The 18,560-nt window shown below is 38.7% G+C and carries 3 protein-coding genes; 1 reads left to right on the plus strand and 2 read right to left on the minus strand.

Annotation, left to right across the window (positions count from 1 at the left end):
• Positions 1-3 precede the first annotated feature (3 nt).
• Together ACKGJY_RS03845 and ACKGJY_RS03850 are read right to left on the minus strand one after the other, a co-directional pair.
• The gene (locus ACKGJY_RS03845) at positions 4-921 is read right to left on the minus strand and encodes a type IX secretion system membrane protein PorP/SprF (protein ID WP_413972533.1); all 918 of its coding nucleotides are present in this window, start codon (positions 919-921) and stop codon (positions 4-6) included.
• A 40-nt stretch (positions 922-961) separates the two neighbouring features.
• Complete coding sequence (locus ACKGJY_RS03850) at positions 962-14,716, minus strand: PKD domain-containing protein (protein WP_413972534.1); 13,755 nt, start codon at positions 14,714-14,716, stop codon at positions 962-964.
• Between the two features lie 535 nt (positions 14,717-15,251).
• On the opposite strand from ACKGJY_RS03850, the gene ACKGJY_RS03855 reads away from it, so the two are divergent.
• The gene (locus tag ACKGJY_RS03855) at positions 15,252-18,494 is read left to right on the plus strand and encodes a VPS10 domain-containing protein (protein WP_413972535.1); all 3,243 of its coding nucleotides are present in this window, start codon (positions 15,252-15,254) and stop codon (positions 18,492-18,494) included.
• Positions 18,495-18,560: the final 66 nt, after the last annotated feature.

Consider the following 18,560-nt stretch of genomic DNA (forward strand, 5'->3'; position numbering starts at 1 on the left):
TATTTAAAAGAATCGTGGTGATTTTAATTGTTTTTCTCTAGATCTAAGTTCGAAACGTAACATAATCTCATGTGTTCCAGAGTTAAAATTATTCAGGCGTGTTGTGGTAGCATCGTAAGCATAACCTAGCATTAATTTAGGTCCTAATTGAAACCCTATTAAACCACTTACCGAGTCATCCCAACGGTAAGCTAATCCTAGTCTAAACACATCATCAAACATTACATTGGCAGATAAATCTACAATTATTGGTGCGCCCACAACGAACTTACCTAAAAAGGCTGGTTTTAGTTTTATTCTTGGGCTTAAATCAAACACCTTACCTCCTATTAAGAAATAGTGTAAACGCTCTGCAGCTATAGCGTTTTGTACGCCATCGTAATGTTCAGTTGTTAAAAAGTTGGGTACTGAAAGCCCGAGGTAACTATTATCGTTATGCCAATACACACCAGCACCTACAGTTGGTAAAAATCTGTTATCAATATTTTGTTGAAATACATCTTCTTGCTCTTGGAATGATCCTCTAGACCAATCTACATTCAAGAATCTTAAACCTCCTTTTATTCCGAAGGACAACTTACTCCCATAATTCAAATTAATGGTGTATGAAAAGTTAGCATCTAAGAAAAACTCGTCTGATGGTCCTAATCTATCGTTTACCAAAACAACCCCTAATCCCACATTTTTTCCTACTGGAGATTCAATACTAAAATTTTGGGTTTCTGGTGCACCGTCTAGCCCTACCCATTGCGTTCTATACAAACCTGTGGCCGTTAAGTGACCTCTAGAACCAGCATAGGCAGAATTTACAGTTAATGTATTAAACATATAGTCTGTGTATTGAGGGTCTTGCTGAGCGTTTACATGGCAACATGCAAACGCCAAAGCTAGACCAAATACTATTTTAAATTTTAAGTTCATCTTTAAATTCTTGTGTTTTAAAATATACTGTGTTCTTAAATTATCTTACTATGTATAGCCATCCTGCTCTTGGTTCAGATCCGTCACCTAAATCAAGAATATAATAATATGTACCTACAGGTAACTTCTTGTTTTTATTTACCACTGCTCTACCATTAGATATGCCGTCAAATGTGTTATCATAACCTTCTTTGATGTAAACCACGTTACCCCATCTGTTATAAATTTGAAGTTCGTTATTTGGGTAATTATTTATACAATCAATCACGAAGAATTCGTTTTTACCATTTCCGTTAGGTGAGAATTCATTGAAAACATGTAAACATTGTGGATCTATAGTAGCTTCATCTGTATCATTGTTTTCATTTGAATCTATTTGATCTAAGAATTGAAGTGAGGCTATATTAACATAATCATTAACATCCACTACTTCTACAGTAATTTGTAATGTTTCAGTAGCTCCTGCTGGTACTTCAGGAATAATCCACAATCCTGAAGCCTCTGTATAACTTCCAGAAGATGCTAATGCTGAAACAAACTCGTAACCGCTTGGTAAAACGTCCAGTATTTCTACAGACGTTGCATTTATACCTCCTTGATTAGACACCGAAATAGTAAATATAATCTCTTCACCTATAGACGGATTACCGTTGTTTACTTCTTTTGTAACAGCTAAGTCAACAATTGGCGTATTTATAAATGCACTATCCTCATCGTCTTCACTTTGATCGCCGTCATCGTTATCAGGCTCACTATTAGGATCAAATTGATCGCTACCAGTTATCTGAGCAATATTTAAATATTCGCCTGCTTGCAGTGTTGGCATATTTACTGTAGCATCATAAGTAATTGTTAATCCCGTTAACGGCACATCTAATCCAGACCATGTTATGATATTCCCAATAAGCTCTCCACCATTACTAATGTTAGTGATATTACTGTAACCAATTGGTAGTATATCTTCTAAAGCTACACCTGTTGCCCCATCAACTCCTGCATTGTTTATTTGAAGTGTGAAGGTTACTATATCGCCAACATTAGCATTCATATTACTTACAGACTTAGTTAAACTTAAATCCGCAGTTTCTGTCATCACCAAAATACTATCCTCATCATCCTCACTTTGGTTACCATCATCATTATTTGGAGCACTGTTAGGGTCCATCACATCACTTGCTGTAATTTCAGAAACATTTAAATATTCTCCTGCTGTCCCTGTAGGTTCATTAATAATGACATCAATGAATAAACTTTGCGAACTTGCATTTGGTACTGTTCCAACCGTCCATAATCCAGTTACTTCATCATAAATTCCTGATGTTGCACTAAATCTCACAAAGTCGAAACCTTGAGGTAATAAATCGATAACTTCTACACCTGTAGCTGCATCAGGCCCCGCATTACTTACTGTAATTTGGAATGTGATTTCGTCGCCAACGTTAGGCATAATCTCATTATCTACAACTGTTTTCTCTAAGGACAAATCTGCCATAGCATCAACTGGTGTCACTAATACATTAGCTTCATCATCTTCACTTTGATCGCCGTCATCATTGTTTGGTGTAGAATCATTATCTACAACATCAGATGCTGATATTTGAGCGATATTTAAATAATCACCGCTACCATTCACCAACGCATCAATTAATAAAGTTTCAGTTACACCATTAGCAATATTGCCAACATTCCAAATTCCTGTGGTTTCATCATACGTACCTGATGTTGAACTGAACAACACAAAATCAAAACCTGATGGTAATAAATCAGTGACTTCAACACCTGTTGCATCCTCTGGCCCATCATTTGTTACGGTTATAATAAATGTGATTTCTGATCCTACTAAAGGATTTGTGTCTCCATCAACAACATCCTTAGTTAAGGATAAATCTGCAACTGATTCAACTGGTGTTACAATCGCATTATCTTCATCATCTTCACTTTGATCACCATCATCATTATTTGGCGTTGAATCTGAATCTGTTGTATCAGATGAAGTGACTTGTGCTATATTCAGATAATCACCTGTAGCATTAACCAATACATCTATAAGTAAGGTTTCTGATGCGCCGTTAGCTATATTACCTATATTCCATAATCCAGTTGTTTCATTATAAGAACCAGCAGTAGAACTAAACAGTACAAAGTCATATCCAGAAGGCAACAAGTCTGTGACTTGAACTCCTGTTGCATCCTCAGGACCATCATTAGTTACTGTAATTTGGAATGTGATTTCCGAACCAATTAATGGTGTTAAATCTCCATCTACCACAACTTTTTCAAGTGAAAGATCTGAAACCGATTCTACTGGTGTTACAATAGCATTATCTTCATCATCTTCACTTTGATCGCCATCATCATTATTTGGCACTGAATCTATATCGAATACATCCGAAACTGTTACTTCCGCTATATTTAAATAGTCTCCTGTTGCATTAACTAAAACATCAATTAATAATGTTTCTGATTCTCCTGAAAGTACAGTTCCTAAAGTCCATAGTCCTGTCGTTTCATCATATACTCCTGATGTAGAACTATACAATACAAAGTCGTAACCTGATGGTAATAAATCTAGTACTTCAACTCCTGTAGCGTCTTGAGGACCATCGTTAAACACTCTAATTTCAAATGTGATTTCAGAGCCTACTAGTGGCGTAGTATCGCCATCAACAACTATTTTAGTTAATGATAAATCAGCCTGTGCTGGGACTATGGTTAATTCATCTTCATCATCGTCATCACCATTGCCATCACCGTCTTCATCTACTGTGTTGTCTGTGGTTGGATCACTATCTGGATCATATTGATCTGAGGCCGTAATCTGCGTGCTATTTGTATAGCTTATACCTGCCCCTGGGGCGTTTACTGTGGCTTCATACGTTACTACTGTAGTGCCGTTGTTGGCTGCTACGGTTAAACCTGTCCAGGTTGCGGTGTTACCTGATTGCACGCCGCCATCGTTTACTGTTACTAAGGTGTAACCGTTTGGTAGGATATCTTCTATCGCTACACCTGTGGCTATATCTGGACCTGCGTTGGTTACTGTTAACGTGAACGTTACTGTATCGCCTACGTTTGGACTGGTGTTATCTATCGCTTTGGCTATGCTTAAATCGGCCTGTTGAATCGTTACGCCTACTTCGGCTTCGTCATCGTCTGGGATGCCATCGCCATTATCGTCCGTATCTGCATCGCTTGTTGGATCACTGTCTGGATCAAACTGGTCTGAGGACGTGATCTCTACACCATTGATATACTCGTTCGCTGCTCCAGTTGGGGCATCTACCGTAGCATCAAAAGTCAAGGTTAACGTATCTACTCCTACTGGTACGGTTAATCCCGTCCAATCTACTTGGTTCGTTACTGTTTCTGTCCCTGTACTGCTTATGTTTGTTATCGCACTGTAACCTGCTGGCACCACATCTTGTACTGCTACGCCTGTGGCTGTTACTGTTCCCGCATTGCTTAATGTGATTGTGAACGTCACTACATCGCCTACATTTGGCGTGGCGTTGCTTACTGCTTTTGAGATACTTAAGTCTGAGGTTTGTGGTGTGATAGTGAAACTATCTTCGTCATCTTCACTCTGGTCACCATCATCATTATCTGGGGTACTGGTTGGATCGAACTGATCGCTGCCTGTAACTTCTGCTACATTACTGTACTCGCCTGCTGCTCCTGTTGGGGCATTAACAGTTACCTCGTAACTTAAGGTGATGCTTGTGCCGTTTGCGATACTTGCTATCGTCCAATCGATCTGGTTGCCTGTTGCTACGCCGCCGTTGTCTATATTAGTAATACTGCTGTAACCTGATGGTACAACATCACTGGCGCTTACATTGGTCGCTTCGTCTGGACCATTGTTAGTTAGCGTTACTTCAAAGGTTACTGTATCTCCTACATTTGGTGTCGCACTACTTGTTGCTGCTATACCTTTAGCTAATACTAAATCGGCTTGTGCTGGGGTTACTTCTTCTGCATCTTCATCATCTTCACTCTGGTCGCCATCATCATTGTCTGGATCACTGTTTGGATCGAACTGATCGCTTGCTGTTACTTCTGCTACGTTTCTGTATTCGCCTGCTGCTCCTGTTGGGGCATTGACTGTAACTTGGTAGCTTACTGTTGTGCCTGCTAATGGTACGTTAAGTCCGCTCCATGTGATAGTGGTTGCTCCTGTATTGAACACTCCGCCATTGTCGATACTACCAGCTACTAAGCTGTAACCTATTGGTAATATATCGTCAATGCTTACACCTGTGGCTGCTGTTGTTCCGGCATTGCTTATTGCGATGCTGAACGTAAGTACATCGCCTACGTTTACTGGTGCACCGTTGGTATCGGCTACTGTTTTGTCTAGTGATAGGTCTGCTGTTTGTGGCGTAATGTTGAAGGTATCTTCATCATCGTCATCGCCATCTAAATCACCATCTTCATCTATTGTATTATTTGTCGTTGGATCACTGTCTGGATCAAACTGATCGCTACCGGTAATCTGTACACTATTAAGGTACTCGTCTGCTGCTCCCGTTGGGGCGTTTACTGTAGCTTCGTAAGTTACCGTGATGCTACCGTTTGATGGTACACTTAATCCTGTCCATGTGGCTGTATTGCCTGCGCCTGTGCCTGCATTATTTACAGTACCTAAAGTGTAACCGATTGGTAATATATCTTCTACTGATACGCCTGTGGCTGCATCTGGTCCGTCATTAGTAATTACTAATTCAAACACTAGAGTATCTCCTACGTTTGGCGTGGCACTACCTGAGGCTAAACCTTTGGCGATACTTAAATCGGCTTGTGCTGGGACTATGGTTAATTCATCTTCATCATCGTCATCACCATTGCCATCACCGTCTTCATCTACTGTGTTATCTGTGGTTGGATCACTGTCTGGATCATATTGATCTGAGGCCGTAATCTGCGTGCTATTTGTATAGCTTATACCTGCGCCTGGGGCGTTTATTGTGGCTTCGTACGTTACTACTGTAGTGCCGTTATTTGCTGCTACGGTTAAACCTGTCCAGGTTGCGGTGTTACCTGATTGCACGCCGCCATCGTTTACTGTTACTAAGGTGTATCCGTTTGGTAAGATATCTTCTATCGCTACACCTGTGGCTATATCTGGGCCTGCATTGGTAACCGTTAATGTGAAGGTTACCGTATCGCCTACGTTTGGACTGGTGTTATCTATTGCTTTGGCTATGCTTAAATCGGCCTGTTGAATCGTTACGCCTACTTCAGCTTCGTCATCGTCTGGAATGCCATCGCCATTGTCGTCCGTATCTGCATCGCTTGTTGGATCACTGTCTGGATCAAACTGGTCTGATGCCGTAATCTCTACACCATTAATGTACTCGTTCGCTGCTCCCGTTGGGGCGTCTACTGTAGCATCAAAGGTTAAGGTTAGCGTATCTGTGCCTACTGGTACGGTTAGTCCCGCCCAATCTAATTGGTTCGTTACTGTTTCTGTCCCTGTTCCGCTAATGTTTGCTATCGCACTGTAACCTGCTGGCACCACATCTTGTACTGCTACGCCTGTAGCTGTTACTGTGCCTGCATTGCTTAATGTGATTGTGAACGTCACTACATCGCCTACATTTGGTGTGGCGTTGCTTACTGCTTTGGAGATGCTTAAGTCTGAGGTTTGTGGTGTGATAGTGAAACTATCTTCGTCATCTTCACTCTGGTCACCATCATCATTATCTGGCGTACTGGTTGGATCGAACTGATCGCTACCTGTAACTTCTGCCACATTACTGTACTCACCTGCTGCTCCTGTTGGGGCATTTACCGTTACCTCGTAACTTAAGGTGATGCTTGTGCCGTTTGCGATACTTGCTATCGTCCAATCGATCTGGTTGCCTGTCGCTATGCCGCCGTTGTCTATATTAGTAATACTACTGTAACCTGATGGTACAACATCACTGGCGCTTACATTGGTCGCTTCGTCTGGTCCGTTATTAGTTAGCGTTACTTCAAATGTTACTGTATCTCCTACATTTGGTGTCGCACTGCTTGTTGCCGCTATGCCTTTAGCTAATACTAAATCGGCTTGTGCTGGAGTTACTTCTTCTGCATCTTCATCATCTTCACTCTGGTCGCCATCATCATTGTCTGGATCACTATTTGGATCAAATTGATCGCTATCAGTGACTTCTGCTACGTTTCTGTATTCGCCCGCTGCTCCTGTTGGGGCATTGACTGTAACTTGGTAGCTTACTGTTGTGCCTGCTAATGGTACGTTAAGTCCGCTCCATGTGATGGTGGTTGCTCCTGTATTGAACACACCGCCATTGTCGATACTACCAGCTACTAAGCTGTAACCTATTGGTAATACATCGTCAATGCTTACGCCTGTGGCTGCTGTTGTTCCTGCATTGCTTATTGCGATACTGAACGTAAGTACATCGCCTACGTTTACTGGTGCACCGTTGGTATCGGCTACTGTTTTGTCTAGTGATAGGTCTGCTGTTTGTGGCGTAATATTGAAGGTATCTTCATCATCGTCATCGCCATCTAAATCACCATCTTCATCTATTGTATTATCCGAGGTTGGATCACTGTCTGGATCGAACTGATCGCTTGCAGTAATCTGTACACTATTAAGGTACTCGTCTACTGCTCCTGTTGGGGCATTCACTGTAGCTTCGTAAGTTACCGTGATACTCCCGTTTGATGGCACACTTAATCCTGTCCATGTGGCTGTATTGCCTACGCCTGTTCCTGCATTATTTACAGTGCCTAAAGTGTAACCGATTGGTAATACATCTTCTACTGATACGCCTGTGGCTGCATCTGGCCCCTCGTTAGTAATTACTAATTCAAACACTAGAGTATCTCCTACGTTTGGTGTGGCACTACCTGAGGCTAAACCTTTTGCTATACTTAAATCGGCTTGTACTGGGGCTATAGTCAATGTATCTTCATCATCGTCATCACCATTGCCATCACCGTCTTCATCTACTGTGTTATCTGTGGTTGGATCACTGTCTGGATCATATTGATCTGAGGCCGTAATCTGCGTGCTATTTGTATAGCTTATACCTGCGCCTGGGGCGTTTATTGTGGCTTCGTACGTTACTACTGTAGTGCCGTTATTTGCTGCTACGGTTAAACCTGTCCAGGTTGCGGTGTTACCTGATTGCACGCCGCCATCGTTTACTGTTACTAAGGTGTATCCGTTTGGTAAGATATCTTCTATCGCTACACCTGTGGCTATATCTGGGCCTGCATTGGTAACCGTTAATGTGAAGGTTACCGTATCGCCTACGTTTGGACTGGTGTTATCTATCGCTTTGGCTATGCTTAAATCGGCCTGTTGAATCGTTACGCCTACTTCGGCTTCGTCATCGTCTGGGATGCCATCGCCATTGTCGTCCGTATCTGCATCGCTTGTTGGATCACTGTCTGGATCAAACTGGTCTGATGCCGTAATCTCTACACCATTAATGTACTCGTTCGCTGCGCCTGTTGGGGCATCTACTGTAGCATCAAAAGTCAAGGTTAACGTATCTACTCCTACTGATACGGTTAATCCCGACCAATCTACTTGGTTCGTTACTGTTTCTGTACCTGCGCCACTAATGTTTGCTATCGCACTGTAACCTGCTGGCACCACATCTTGTACTGCTACGCCTGTAGCTGTTACTGTGCCTGCATTGCTTAATGTAATCGTGAACGTCACTACATCGCCTACATTTGGTGTGGCGTTGCTTACTGCTTTGGAGATGCTTAAGTCGGCCGTATCAATAGTAAGTTCTGCATTATCCTCATCATCTTCACTTTGGTCACCATCATCATTGTCTGGTGTACTATCAGGATCGGATTGATCACTAGAAGTTATTTCAGCACTATTATTGTATTCACCAACCGTTCCTGTTGGTGCATTAACTGTAGCTGTAATGTTTAGTGTTGCTGCACTACCGTTTCCAATAGTGGCAATAGTCCATAAACCTGTGGCTGAATCATAATCACCTAAAGCATCATCGCTTATATAAGTAAAACCAGCTGGTAATTGATCTACAACTTCTACATTGGTAGCATCATTCCCGCCATCGTTATCAACTGTAATCGTAAACGTTACTGTATCCCCAACAGTTGCGCTTGTAGGTGCTATGGTTTTAACCAAGTTTAAATCCGCTTCTTCAATTACAAATGTTACTGTGTCTTCATCGTCATCATCACCTCCTGTTGTTGGGTCGTTATCACCATCATCATTATCTTCATCCACTGTATCATCTGTTGTTGGATCACTGTCTGGATCATCTAAATCACTCGCCGTAATTTGAACACTATTTGTATAATTTCCTGTATCATTTACAACCGCATCATAAGTTAATGTTCTAGATAAACCATTACCTAAAGCTAAGTCATTCCAAACTATAGAATTATTACCTACAACAAATACCCCAGAATTTGAAATTGTTCCTGGAACTAAATCAAAACCTGATGGTAGCAAATCTTCAATAGCAACACCAGTAGCGTCACCAGGACCAAAATTCTCTAAGAAAATTGAGAATGTAACTGTGTCGCCTACTGAACCTGAAAGAGGTAAAACAGATTTTGTTATCTGTAAATCTGCAAGCTCTAATATTATTTCAGCATTATCCTCATCATCTTCACTTTGATCTCCATTATCATTATTTGGTGTACTGTTTGGATCTGCTTGGTCACTATTTGTAATTTCAGCTGTATTTAAATATTCATTTGAAGTACCTGTTGGGGCATTTACTATTGCTGTTATATTTAGCACTTGATCTGTAGCAGTTGTAACTGACCCGGTTGTCCAAACTCCAGTAGTTGGATTATAATTTCCACCAGCATCATCACTTTGATATGTATATCCGCTAGGTAATTGATCTAACACCTCAACATTTGTAGCGGTATCTGCTCCTGCGTTAGACACGGTTATTGTGAAAGTAACTGTATCACCAATACTAACGTTGGTTGGTGACACTACTTTTTGAACCGATAAATCTGCTGATTGTACTGTTATTGTAGCACTATCTTCATCATCTTCACTTTGGTCGCCATCGTCATTATCAGTATCACTATCTGGATCAATATTAGTACTATCTGTAATCTGTGATGTATTTAAGTAAGACCCTGAAGCATTAACTGTAGCATCAAATGTTAAACTTAAAGTAGCACCATTAGATATATTTAAATTAGACCAAGTTAAGGTTTGCGTACCAGCATCAAAACTGCCTGAATTAGAAACTGTACCTGGCACTAAACTATAACCTGTTGGTAATACATCTTCAATTGTAACACCTGTGGCATCCATATTTAAAGGATCCGCATCATTATTAAAAATATCGATTTGAAATGTTACTGTATCACCAACATTAACTGATGCCGGTGTTACTGTTTTAGTAAGTTCTAAATCTGAAATACCAACAACTTCTAAAATCATAGTATCGGCAATATCAGTACAGACACCGTTTGAAAGTGTCCATTGAAATTCGTAAGTTCCTAGAGTTAAGCCTGATACTTGCGTAGTCTCAGAATTTGGATCGATAAAATTTGCTGTTGATGGCCCTGAAACCTGACTCCAAGTTCCAGTAACTCCAGATCCTGCTGGAGTTGCATTCATACTAACAGAGCTTGATACTGCAACTTGCTGATCTGGTCCAGCATCTACATTTACTAATTGCTCATTAACAACAACTCTTACTGTATCTGTTAACGTACAACCTCCATTTGTTACAGACCATTCAAAAACATAAGCTCCCATAATTAAATTTGTTATGGTAGTATTTTCAAAATTTGGTGACAGTATGGTTGCAGCGCTCGGGCCTGAAACTTGACTCCAAGTCCCGGTGCCTTCGGCTAGTGGCGATGCATTCATTGTTGTTTGACTTGCACAAATATCTTGATCTAATCCTGCTATTGCCGGCGAAGGTCTTGCATCAGGAAACGTAATTTCTACTGTATCCATTTTGGGGTCACAAAGTGAACCTGGGCTTAATGGGAAAGGCCCTCCGTTAGACACTGTCCATGTAAGTATATAGGGTGTGTTAATATTATCAGGTGCATTTGACAATGTTGTTGTTGGAGAATTAGGACTATCAATTACAATAACACCTCCAGATGGATCATCACCTGGATTTGCAAAAGACCATTCCCCAATTCCTATTGCTGGTGGTGTTGCATTTAACTGGGCATCAAACTGACATGCATTTGGTTGGTCTGCTCCTGCAATAGCATCACTTGGTGCTTCAAAAGCTTCAATCCTAACTACATCGGCTAACTTTATACAAGCCCCTCTAGTATAAGTCCATTCTAGTATATACAATCCTGGATTTACAATATTCATAGTAGTGTCAAACTGCGTATCATCTGTTAAACTTGCACCTCCTCCGCCAACAGGAAATACAATTTCCCATCGACCAGTAACTGCAGGAGTTCCAGGAATTAAAGAAGGATCTGACCCTGCAAGACTAACCTCATTAGCGACAGGATCGTCTAAACATTTTTGTTGATCTGGACCTGCATTAGGTTCTGGTGGTTGAGGAATTGTACCTATAGTTACTGAGCTTACTCCAGGATCACAGGATGCCGGTCCAGATCCTGTGTTGGTATTAAAAGTAACATCATCTGGTTCATATTGAAAAACATACTCTGTTCCGGGTGTTATAGTAGCGTTTGCTGTATTTGGACCTGTAGTTGTTATTATAGAATTTGTACCAGTAGTAGAGGTTTGTGTCCAAGTTCCTGTAGAACCTGTTGTTCCTTCTAATAAAACACTTGTAGCTGCACATAATTGCTGGTCCATTCCTGCTGTTGCTGGAGCTGCCACTTCTACTTCTACGTCGGCAGATAAAGGTGGAGCACAAAGTGGACTCCCCACTATATTCCATTTAAAATTATACGTACCAGTTACTAAATTAGAAACAGTCACTGTTGGACTATTTACATCTGAAAACGTTGGAACACTAGGTGACCCTGACTCTACAGTCCAATACCCTATTTCTTCAGCAGGATTGCCTACTGGGTCTGCTTGAAGTATTGTTGTAGTTGCATTACATACATTTATATCATCTTCTAAAACATTTGGAATACTTGTAGGGATACCAACATTTAAAGTAACACTACTAGTTGCCGTTCCACTAGGACAGTTTCCACTTCCACGAGTTACTACCCAATCAAAAACATAAGTTCCTGAAAATGTAAAAGTCACATCAGTATCAGGATCAGTATCATCTACAAAGGTAAATCCACCTGGACCTTCATTTAAAATCCATTGCCCTGTTGTTCCCGAAGGAAGTGGATCATTAGCATCCATTGTAAATGTCGAAGCACAATCTGTTTGATCTGGTCCTGCGTTTGATATTGGATTATCTGCTATAGTTATTTCTACAGTATCAGAAACAGATTGGCATCCATTAACACCATTAGTTACTGTCCAAGTTAAAACATATGAACCTACTGATGGTACTGTTACTGTTGCATCATTACTATTTGCTGATGGTGTAAAGACTACACCTGCATCAGGACTTGACCAAACACCAGTTTCATCTGGTGCTACAGGAAGACTACCTGATAAGACATAAGATAAACTACTAGCATCCTGACAATCATCTGCTCCTGCATCTACATTTTGCGGCCCCTGCGTATTATTAGTATTTATAGTAATCGTTGTACTTTCTGGTGTAGGACACGTTGCGCCCACAGCGTTTTCTAAAGCAATTGTCCACGTTACGGTATATGTTTCATTTGCTGCTAAATTTTCTATTTGGGTACTAGGATCATTAACATCAATAAAAGTAGGACCAGCAGGACTAATTGACCAAGTTCCTATTTGACCAGCAGAAGGCGTATTGGCATCAACTTGAAAACTTGAACCAAAACAGATATTCGCTGGAGTTGGTGTACTTATTGCAGGTGTATCAATAGTTGTTGCGTTAAGCCTAATGGTGACATCATCTGGTGTTGCTTGACATCCTACAGAAGGACCACCTGTTACATTATACCTATATGTATATAAACCAGGAACTGTAATACCAGTAATATTTATACTTTGCGCAAAAGGGTCACTAATAGTTGTCGTTGCAGGCCCTCCAATTTGCGACCAAATAGATGTTCCTACGGTTATTGGGTTACCTGATAAATTGGCACCTAAAGTATCATCATAATTACAATCTAAAACAACATCTCCTCCAGCAGATGGTGAGGTGGCACTTCGTGTTATAGTAACATTAATAGTGCTAGTCGCGTCTGTACATTCAGTTAGCAAATTACCTGTAGTTTCTCTTCTAAAAGCTATCGTATAAGTACCTGTAGGAAGTTGAGCTACGCTCGTTAAGCCAAAATGGTCTAAAAAATCTAAAGTAAAAACACCACCAGAAAAGCTTCCAAAATCAAAACCTTGGAAAGCCGTTGGGTAGGTAACCTCTTGAGGCGCATTTAAATTGTCTACAGGACCACTAACTATACTGTAAACTGTACTAGTACCTCCCGAAGTTTGAATTGGTATTGGTATTTGAAACACATTACACTCCCCAATAATATCATCACCCATATTTGCCGTTATAGATGGAGTAGCATTACTATATCTAACCGTTACTGATCCAACTGAATTACATGCCGGCATATCAACTGTTGATGTATTCGGGTTTGTAATGGTATATGTAAACGTATATGGGTCGTTTCCATTATCTAGACCTGAGACCAAAGTTGTTGGGTTTGTAGGATCATCTAGAACAATATCTAGATCTGATCCATTGTACTCCCATAAAACTTCTTCTCCTGCAAATGTAGGTTCTGGACCAACTAAAGTGGTTTGCGATATGGTAGGATCACAAAAAACTATATTATTATTACTTATATTAGATTGGGTAACATCTTGTGTAGGATCTGGTACAACTATTGTTACCGTATCACTACCATTAACACATGGCCCACTTACACTCCATCTAAACTGATATGTTCCTGCCTGCAATGGCGACACAGAAGTATTTGCATTGTTTGGTGATGCTATGGTAGGAGATGATGGGCCACTTACAAATGACCAAGTACCTTGTTGGCCGTTTAAGCCGCATCCTCCAGAACTTCCAGAAAGGTTTGTTGACTGCGTAGCTGTGTAACATTGGTTTAAATTTTGATCTGGACCAGCGTCTACAACTTGTTCTCCGCCACTATTAGTAACTGTAATTTCTGCAAAAGAAACACAATCTAGGTTAGGCCCCAAAGCATCCTCGTTAGTTATAGTATATCTTACTGTAGATACACCACAACTGGTTTCTGGTAATGTAATAGATGTTACATTTTGATCATCTACACTAAAAATAACACCTGCAGCTCCAGATGTAGTCCAACTAACACTTTCTCCGAATTGAGGGGCACTACCATTTAAAACTATGGTTCCGTTAGATGGACAAGAAATTATATCTCCATTACTTATAGTAGCTTCAGTTAAAGGTCGTACAGTAGCCAACATATCATCTTGATTATCGCCACCTATAGCACAATTACCAATTAATCTAAATCCGTAAGTATTACCACCTATATAACCTGTAACTGTTGTAGTAAGCGCATTAGGATTATCAATAATAACAGAAGGCCCGCTAATTTGCACCCATTGAGATCCTGTAAAAGGACTACCTCCAGGACTAGAAACAGAACCTGAAAGGATTAAAGCATCTGATGCACAAATAATTAAATCTGGCCCCGCATTAGGAGAACAGTTTTGAGCTTTTGCAGAGATTCCTTGAAATAAAAAGGCTACGATTATTAAAAAAAAACTTAAACTCTTTAAATCAATTATTTTTTTTGAAAGGTAATTATTATTCATATAAAAAAATTTATGTGCTATGTATTTTAAAATAAAAATCAAAGAAATTATTGAAAGAAATATTTTATGAAATATTTTAATTATCTAAAATAAAAAATCGGTTATCTATTGAATAAACAAATTAGTTCTGAAATTAAATAATCGATTAAATCAAAAATAAACCGTCAAATGAAAATTTATATATTTTTTTGAAAGAAAAAAACATTATATTTAAAATATTTTTTTACAAAAATTATTACTCGAAAATACAATAAAATCTGATATAAACAGATTAAAAATTTAATACTCTTTCTTTATAAGTTTAATAATTCACTTCATAGTAACAGTAAATCATCCATATAGTAAGCAAATACTACAACTTTTAACTTAATTAAAAAGGATCATAAAAATTCATTACAATAGTTTGCCACTCTTCTTAACTATATACTAACAGGTTTACTTTAAAATTTAATATTGTCCTTTCAAAATGTTATTTTTTTATTAAACATTGAAAGTTATTTTAGGTCAATAGTTAAATTTGATAAAAAATCAAAACATGACTAATTCAAAACTATGCATTACTTTACTACTAATGTTATGCGCTTCTTTTACTGTAACTGCTCAAAAAACTTCAGAAACTAAAATAGATTCTACGTTATCAGGATTAAAATTTAGAAGTATTGGTCCCGCTTTTATGTCGGGTCGTATTGCAGATATTGCTATAGACCCCAATAACACTAGTAATTGGTATATTGCAGTGGGCTCTGGTGGTGTATGGAAAACTGAAAACTCTGGAACCACTTGGATACCACTTACTGATAAAGAATCATTTTATTCAACTGGCTGTATAACAATAGACCCCAACAACTCAAACTTTATATGGGTTGGCACGGGAGAAAATGTTGGTGGAAGACATATTGGTATTGGCCATGGTATTTACGCAAGTAAAGATGGTGGAAAAACCTGGCAAAACAAAGGTTTAAAAAAATCTGAACATATTTCTAAAATTATTGTAAACCCTAAAAACTCTAATGAAATTTGGGTTGCAGCTCAAGGACCGCTTTGGAGTTCTGGTGGTGAACGTGGCTTATACAAAACAATTGATGGTGGTGATACTTGGAAGCTTGTTTTAAGTGATAATGAATGGACAGGCGTAACAGATGTGATTATAGACCCTAGAGACGAGAAAACACTTTATGCGGCTACATGGCAGCGCCATAGAAATGTTGCAGCTTATCTTGGTGGAGGCTCAGGATCTGCCATTCATAAAAGTATAGACGGTGGCGAAACTTGGACTAAATTAAAAACAGGACTTCCTAAAACTGATATGGGTAAAATTGGTTTAGCCATTTCACCAATAAATCCTGATGTTATTTATGCTGCTATAGAATTAGAAAGACGCACTGGTGGCATATACAGGTCAAGTAACAAGGGGGCAAGCTGGACAAAAATGTCTAACACAGTTTCTGGTGCTACAGGGCCGCATTACTACCAAGAATTAATTGCATCTCCACATATTTTTGACAAACTTTATTTAATGGATGTAAGAGCACAAGTTTCTGAGGATGGCGGTAAAACATTTTATATTATGAATGAATCTGACAAACATTCAGATAATCATTCATTGACTTTTAAAACTGATGATCCAAATTATATGCTTATTGGTACAGACGGTGGCATATATGAATCGTTTGATAATTCTAAATCTTGGAAATTTGTAAACAACCTACCATTAACTCAATTTTATAAATTAGCTGTAGATGATGCTGAGCCTTTTTACAATATTTTTGGTGGTACTCAAGACAACAATACGCAAGGTGGCCCCTCTAGAACATTTAAAACAAATGGAATTTCAAATTCTGATTGGTTTGTACTTTTAGGAGGCGATGGTCATCAACCTGCAACAGAATCAGGAAATCCTAATATTGTTTATGCGCAATCTCAACAAGGTAATTTACATAGAGTAGATAGAACAACTGGTGAGGCTGTGTATATAAAACCGCAAGAAGGTATTGACGAACCCTATGAACGTAATAATTGGGACTCTCCAATTTTAGTAAGTAGCCACAACCCTAAACGCCTATATTTTGGTACACAACGCGTTTGGAGATCAGATGATAGAGGCGATAGCTGGACACCTATCTCAAAAGATCTAACAAAAAATGAAGAACGATTAGCCTTACCTATTATGGGTAAGCAACAAAGCTGGGATGCTGCTTGGGATGTTTATGCCATGTCTACCTACAATACTATTACCTCGCTTGCAGAATCGCCTTTAGATGAAAATGTAATATACGCAGGTACAGATGATGGTATAGTTCAATACACTAAAAACGGTGGAGTAAACTGGACAAAACTTATGGTTGATAGTATGCCAAACGTACCACAATCTGCTTTTGTTAACGATATCAAAGCTGATTTATACGATTTAAACACAGCATATATTGCATTAGACAACCATAAATTTGGAGACTACACACCTTATTTACTTAAAACTACTAATGGTGGAAAATCTTGGAAATCCATCACAAACGGTATTCTTAAAAACACTATGGTTTGGCGCATTGTACAAGACCATATCGATCCAAATTTAATGTTTTTGGCTACTGAGTATGGCATTTATGTAAGTTTAAATCAAGGCGAAAAATGGACTAAGTTTTCAGAAGGATTACCAACCATTTCATTTAGAGATTTAGCGATTCAAAAACGAGAAAATGATTTGGTAGTTGCTTCTTTTGGACGTGGTTTTTACATTCTAGACGACTACAGTCCTCTTAGAAATTTAGATTCAGATGCATTATCAAAAGCAACTTTATTCAAACCTAAAAAAGCATTACAATACAAACCTATAAGTGGTGGCACTTCTAGCCAAGGCAGTTCCTTTTTTACATCAAAAAACCCAGAATATGGTGCTATTTTTACTTATTACTTACCAGATAATTTTTTAAGCTTAAAAGCTAAACGCCAAAAATTAGAAAAAGCACTAAAAAAAGAAGATAAGAATATTCCTTTTCAGGGGTGGAATGCTTTAGATGAAGAGCTTAATGAAGAAGGTGCTTCAATTATTTTAGTTGTTAGGGATAGTAATGATAATTTTATTACAAAAATTAACGCACCATATAAAAAAGGGTTTAATAGAGTAGCTTGGAACTTAAAAACACCTAATATATCTTCGGTTGAATTGAATAAAATTCCAGAAAACCCTAACGACTACTATTTTAATCAATTTGCGAGTGAAGGCACTTATTCAGTGTCTATGTATACTAAAATAAACGGTGCTGTTAAATCTTTAGCAACCTCACAAACTTTTGAGGTGGTAAGAATTAGACAAAATATCCTTAATAATCCAAATCAACACAAAATTGAGGCGTATGCAGATGCCTACAAAACTTTTAAAACAGATTTTGAGGTACAATTAAATAAATTTAATATAGTAGCTAAAAAGCTAGATGCCTATAATAAAGCAACTATATATGCTAAAACAAACCCTGGTACTTTAGAAACTGATATTTATAAACTAAAACAAGAAGTTTATACACTAAAGCAGTTACTTTATGGCAATGCTTCAAAAAAGGAAATAAAAGAAAAAGACGTAAAATCTATAGCCTCACGATTATCTGTAGCGGGACGAGGTTTTACCACTACTTACGGCCCTACTAAAACACAAATGCAAAGTTTAGAAATGGCTAAAACACTTTTTAATAAAATTAAGCCACGGCTTATAAAGCTTATCGAAACAGAAATTCCTAGACTTGAAAAAAAATTATTAGATGCTGGTGTTCCTAAAATTTTAGATTAGTTTCAAAATAATTTTTGAATAAGAACCCTCAACCAAATAAAAAAATAGTTGAGGGTTTTTCATGTT

The organism is Hyunsoonleella sp. 2307UL5-6 (genome assembly GCF_047345485.1).
GTDB lineage: Bacteria > Bacteroidota > Bacteroidia > Flavobacteriales > Flavobacteriaceae > Jejuia.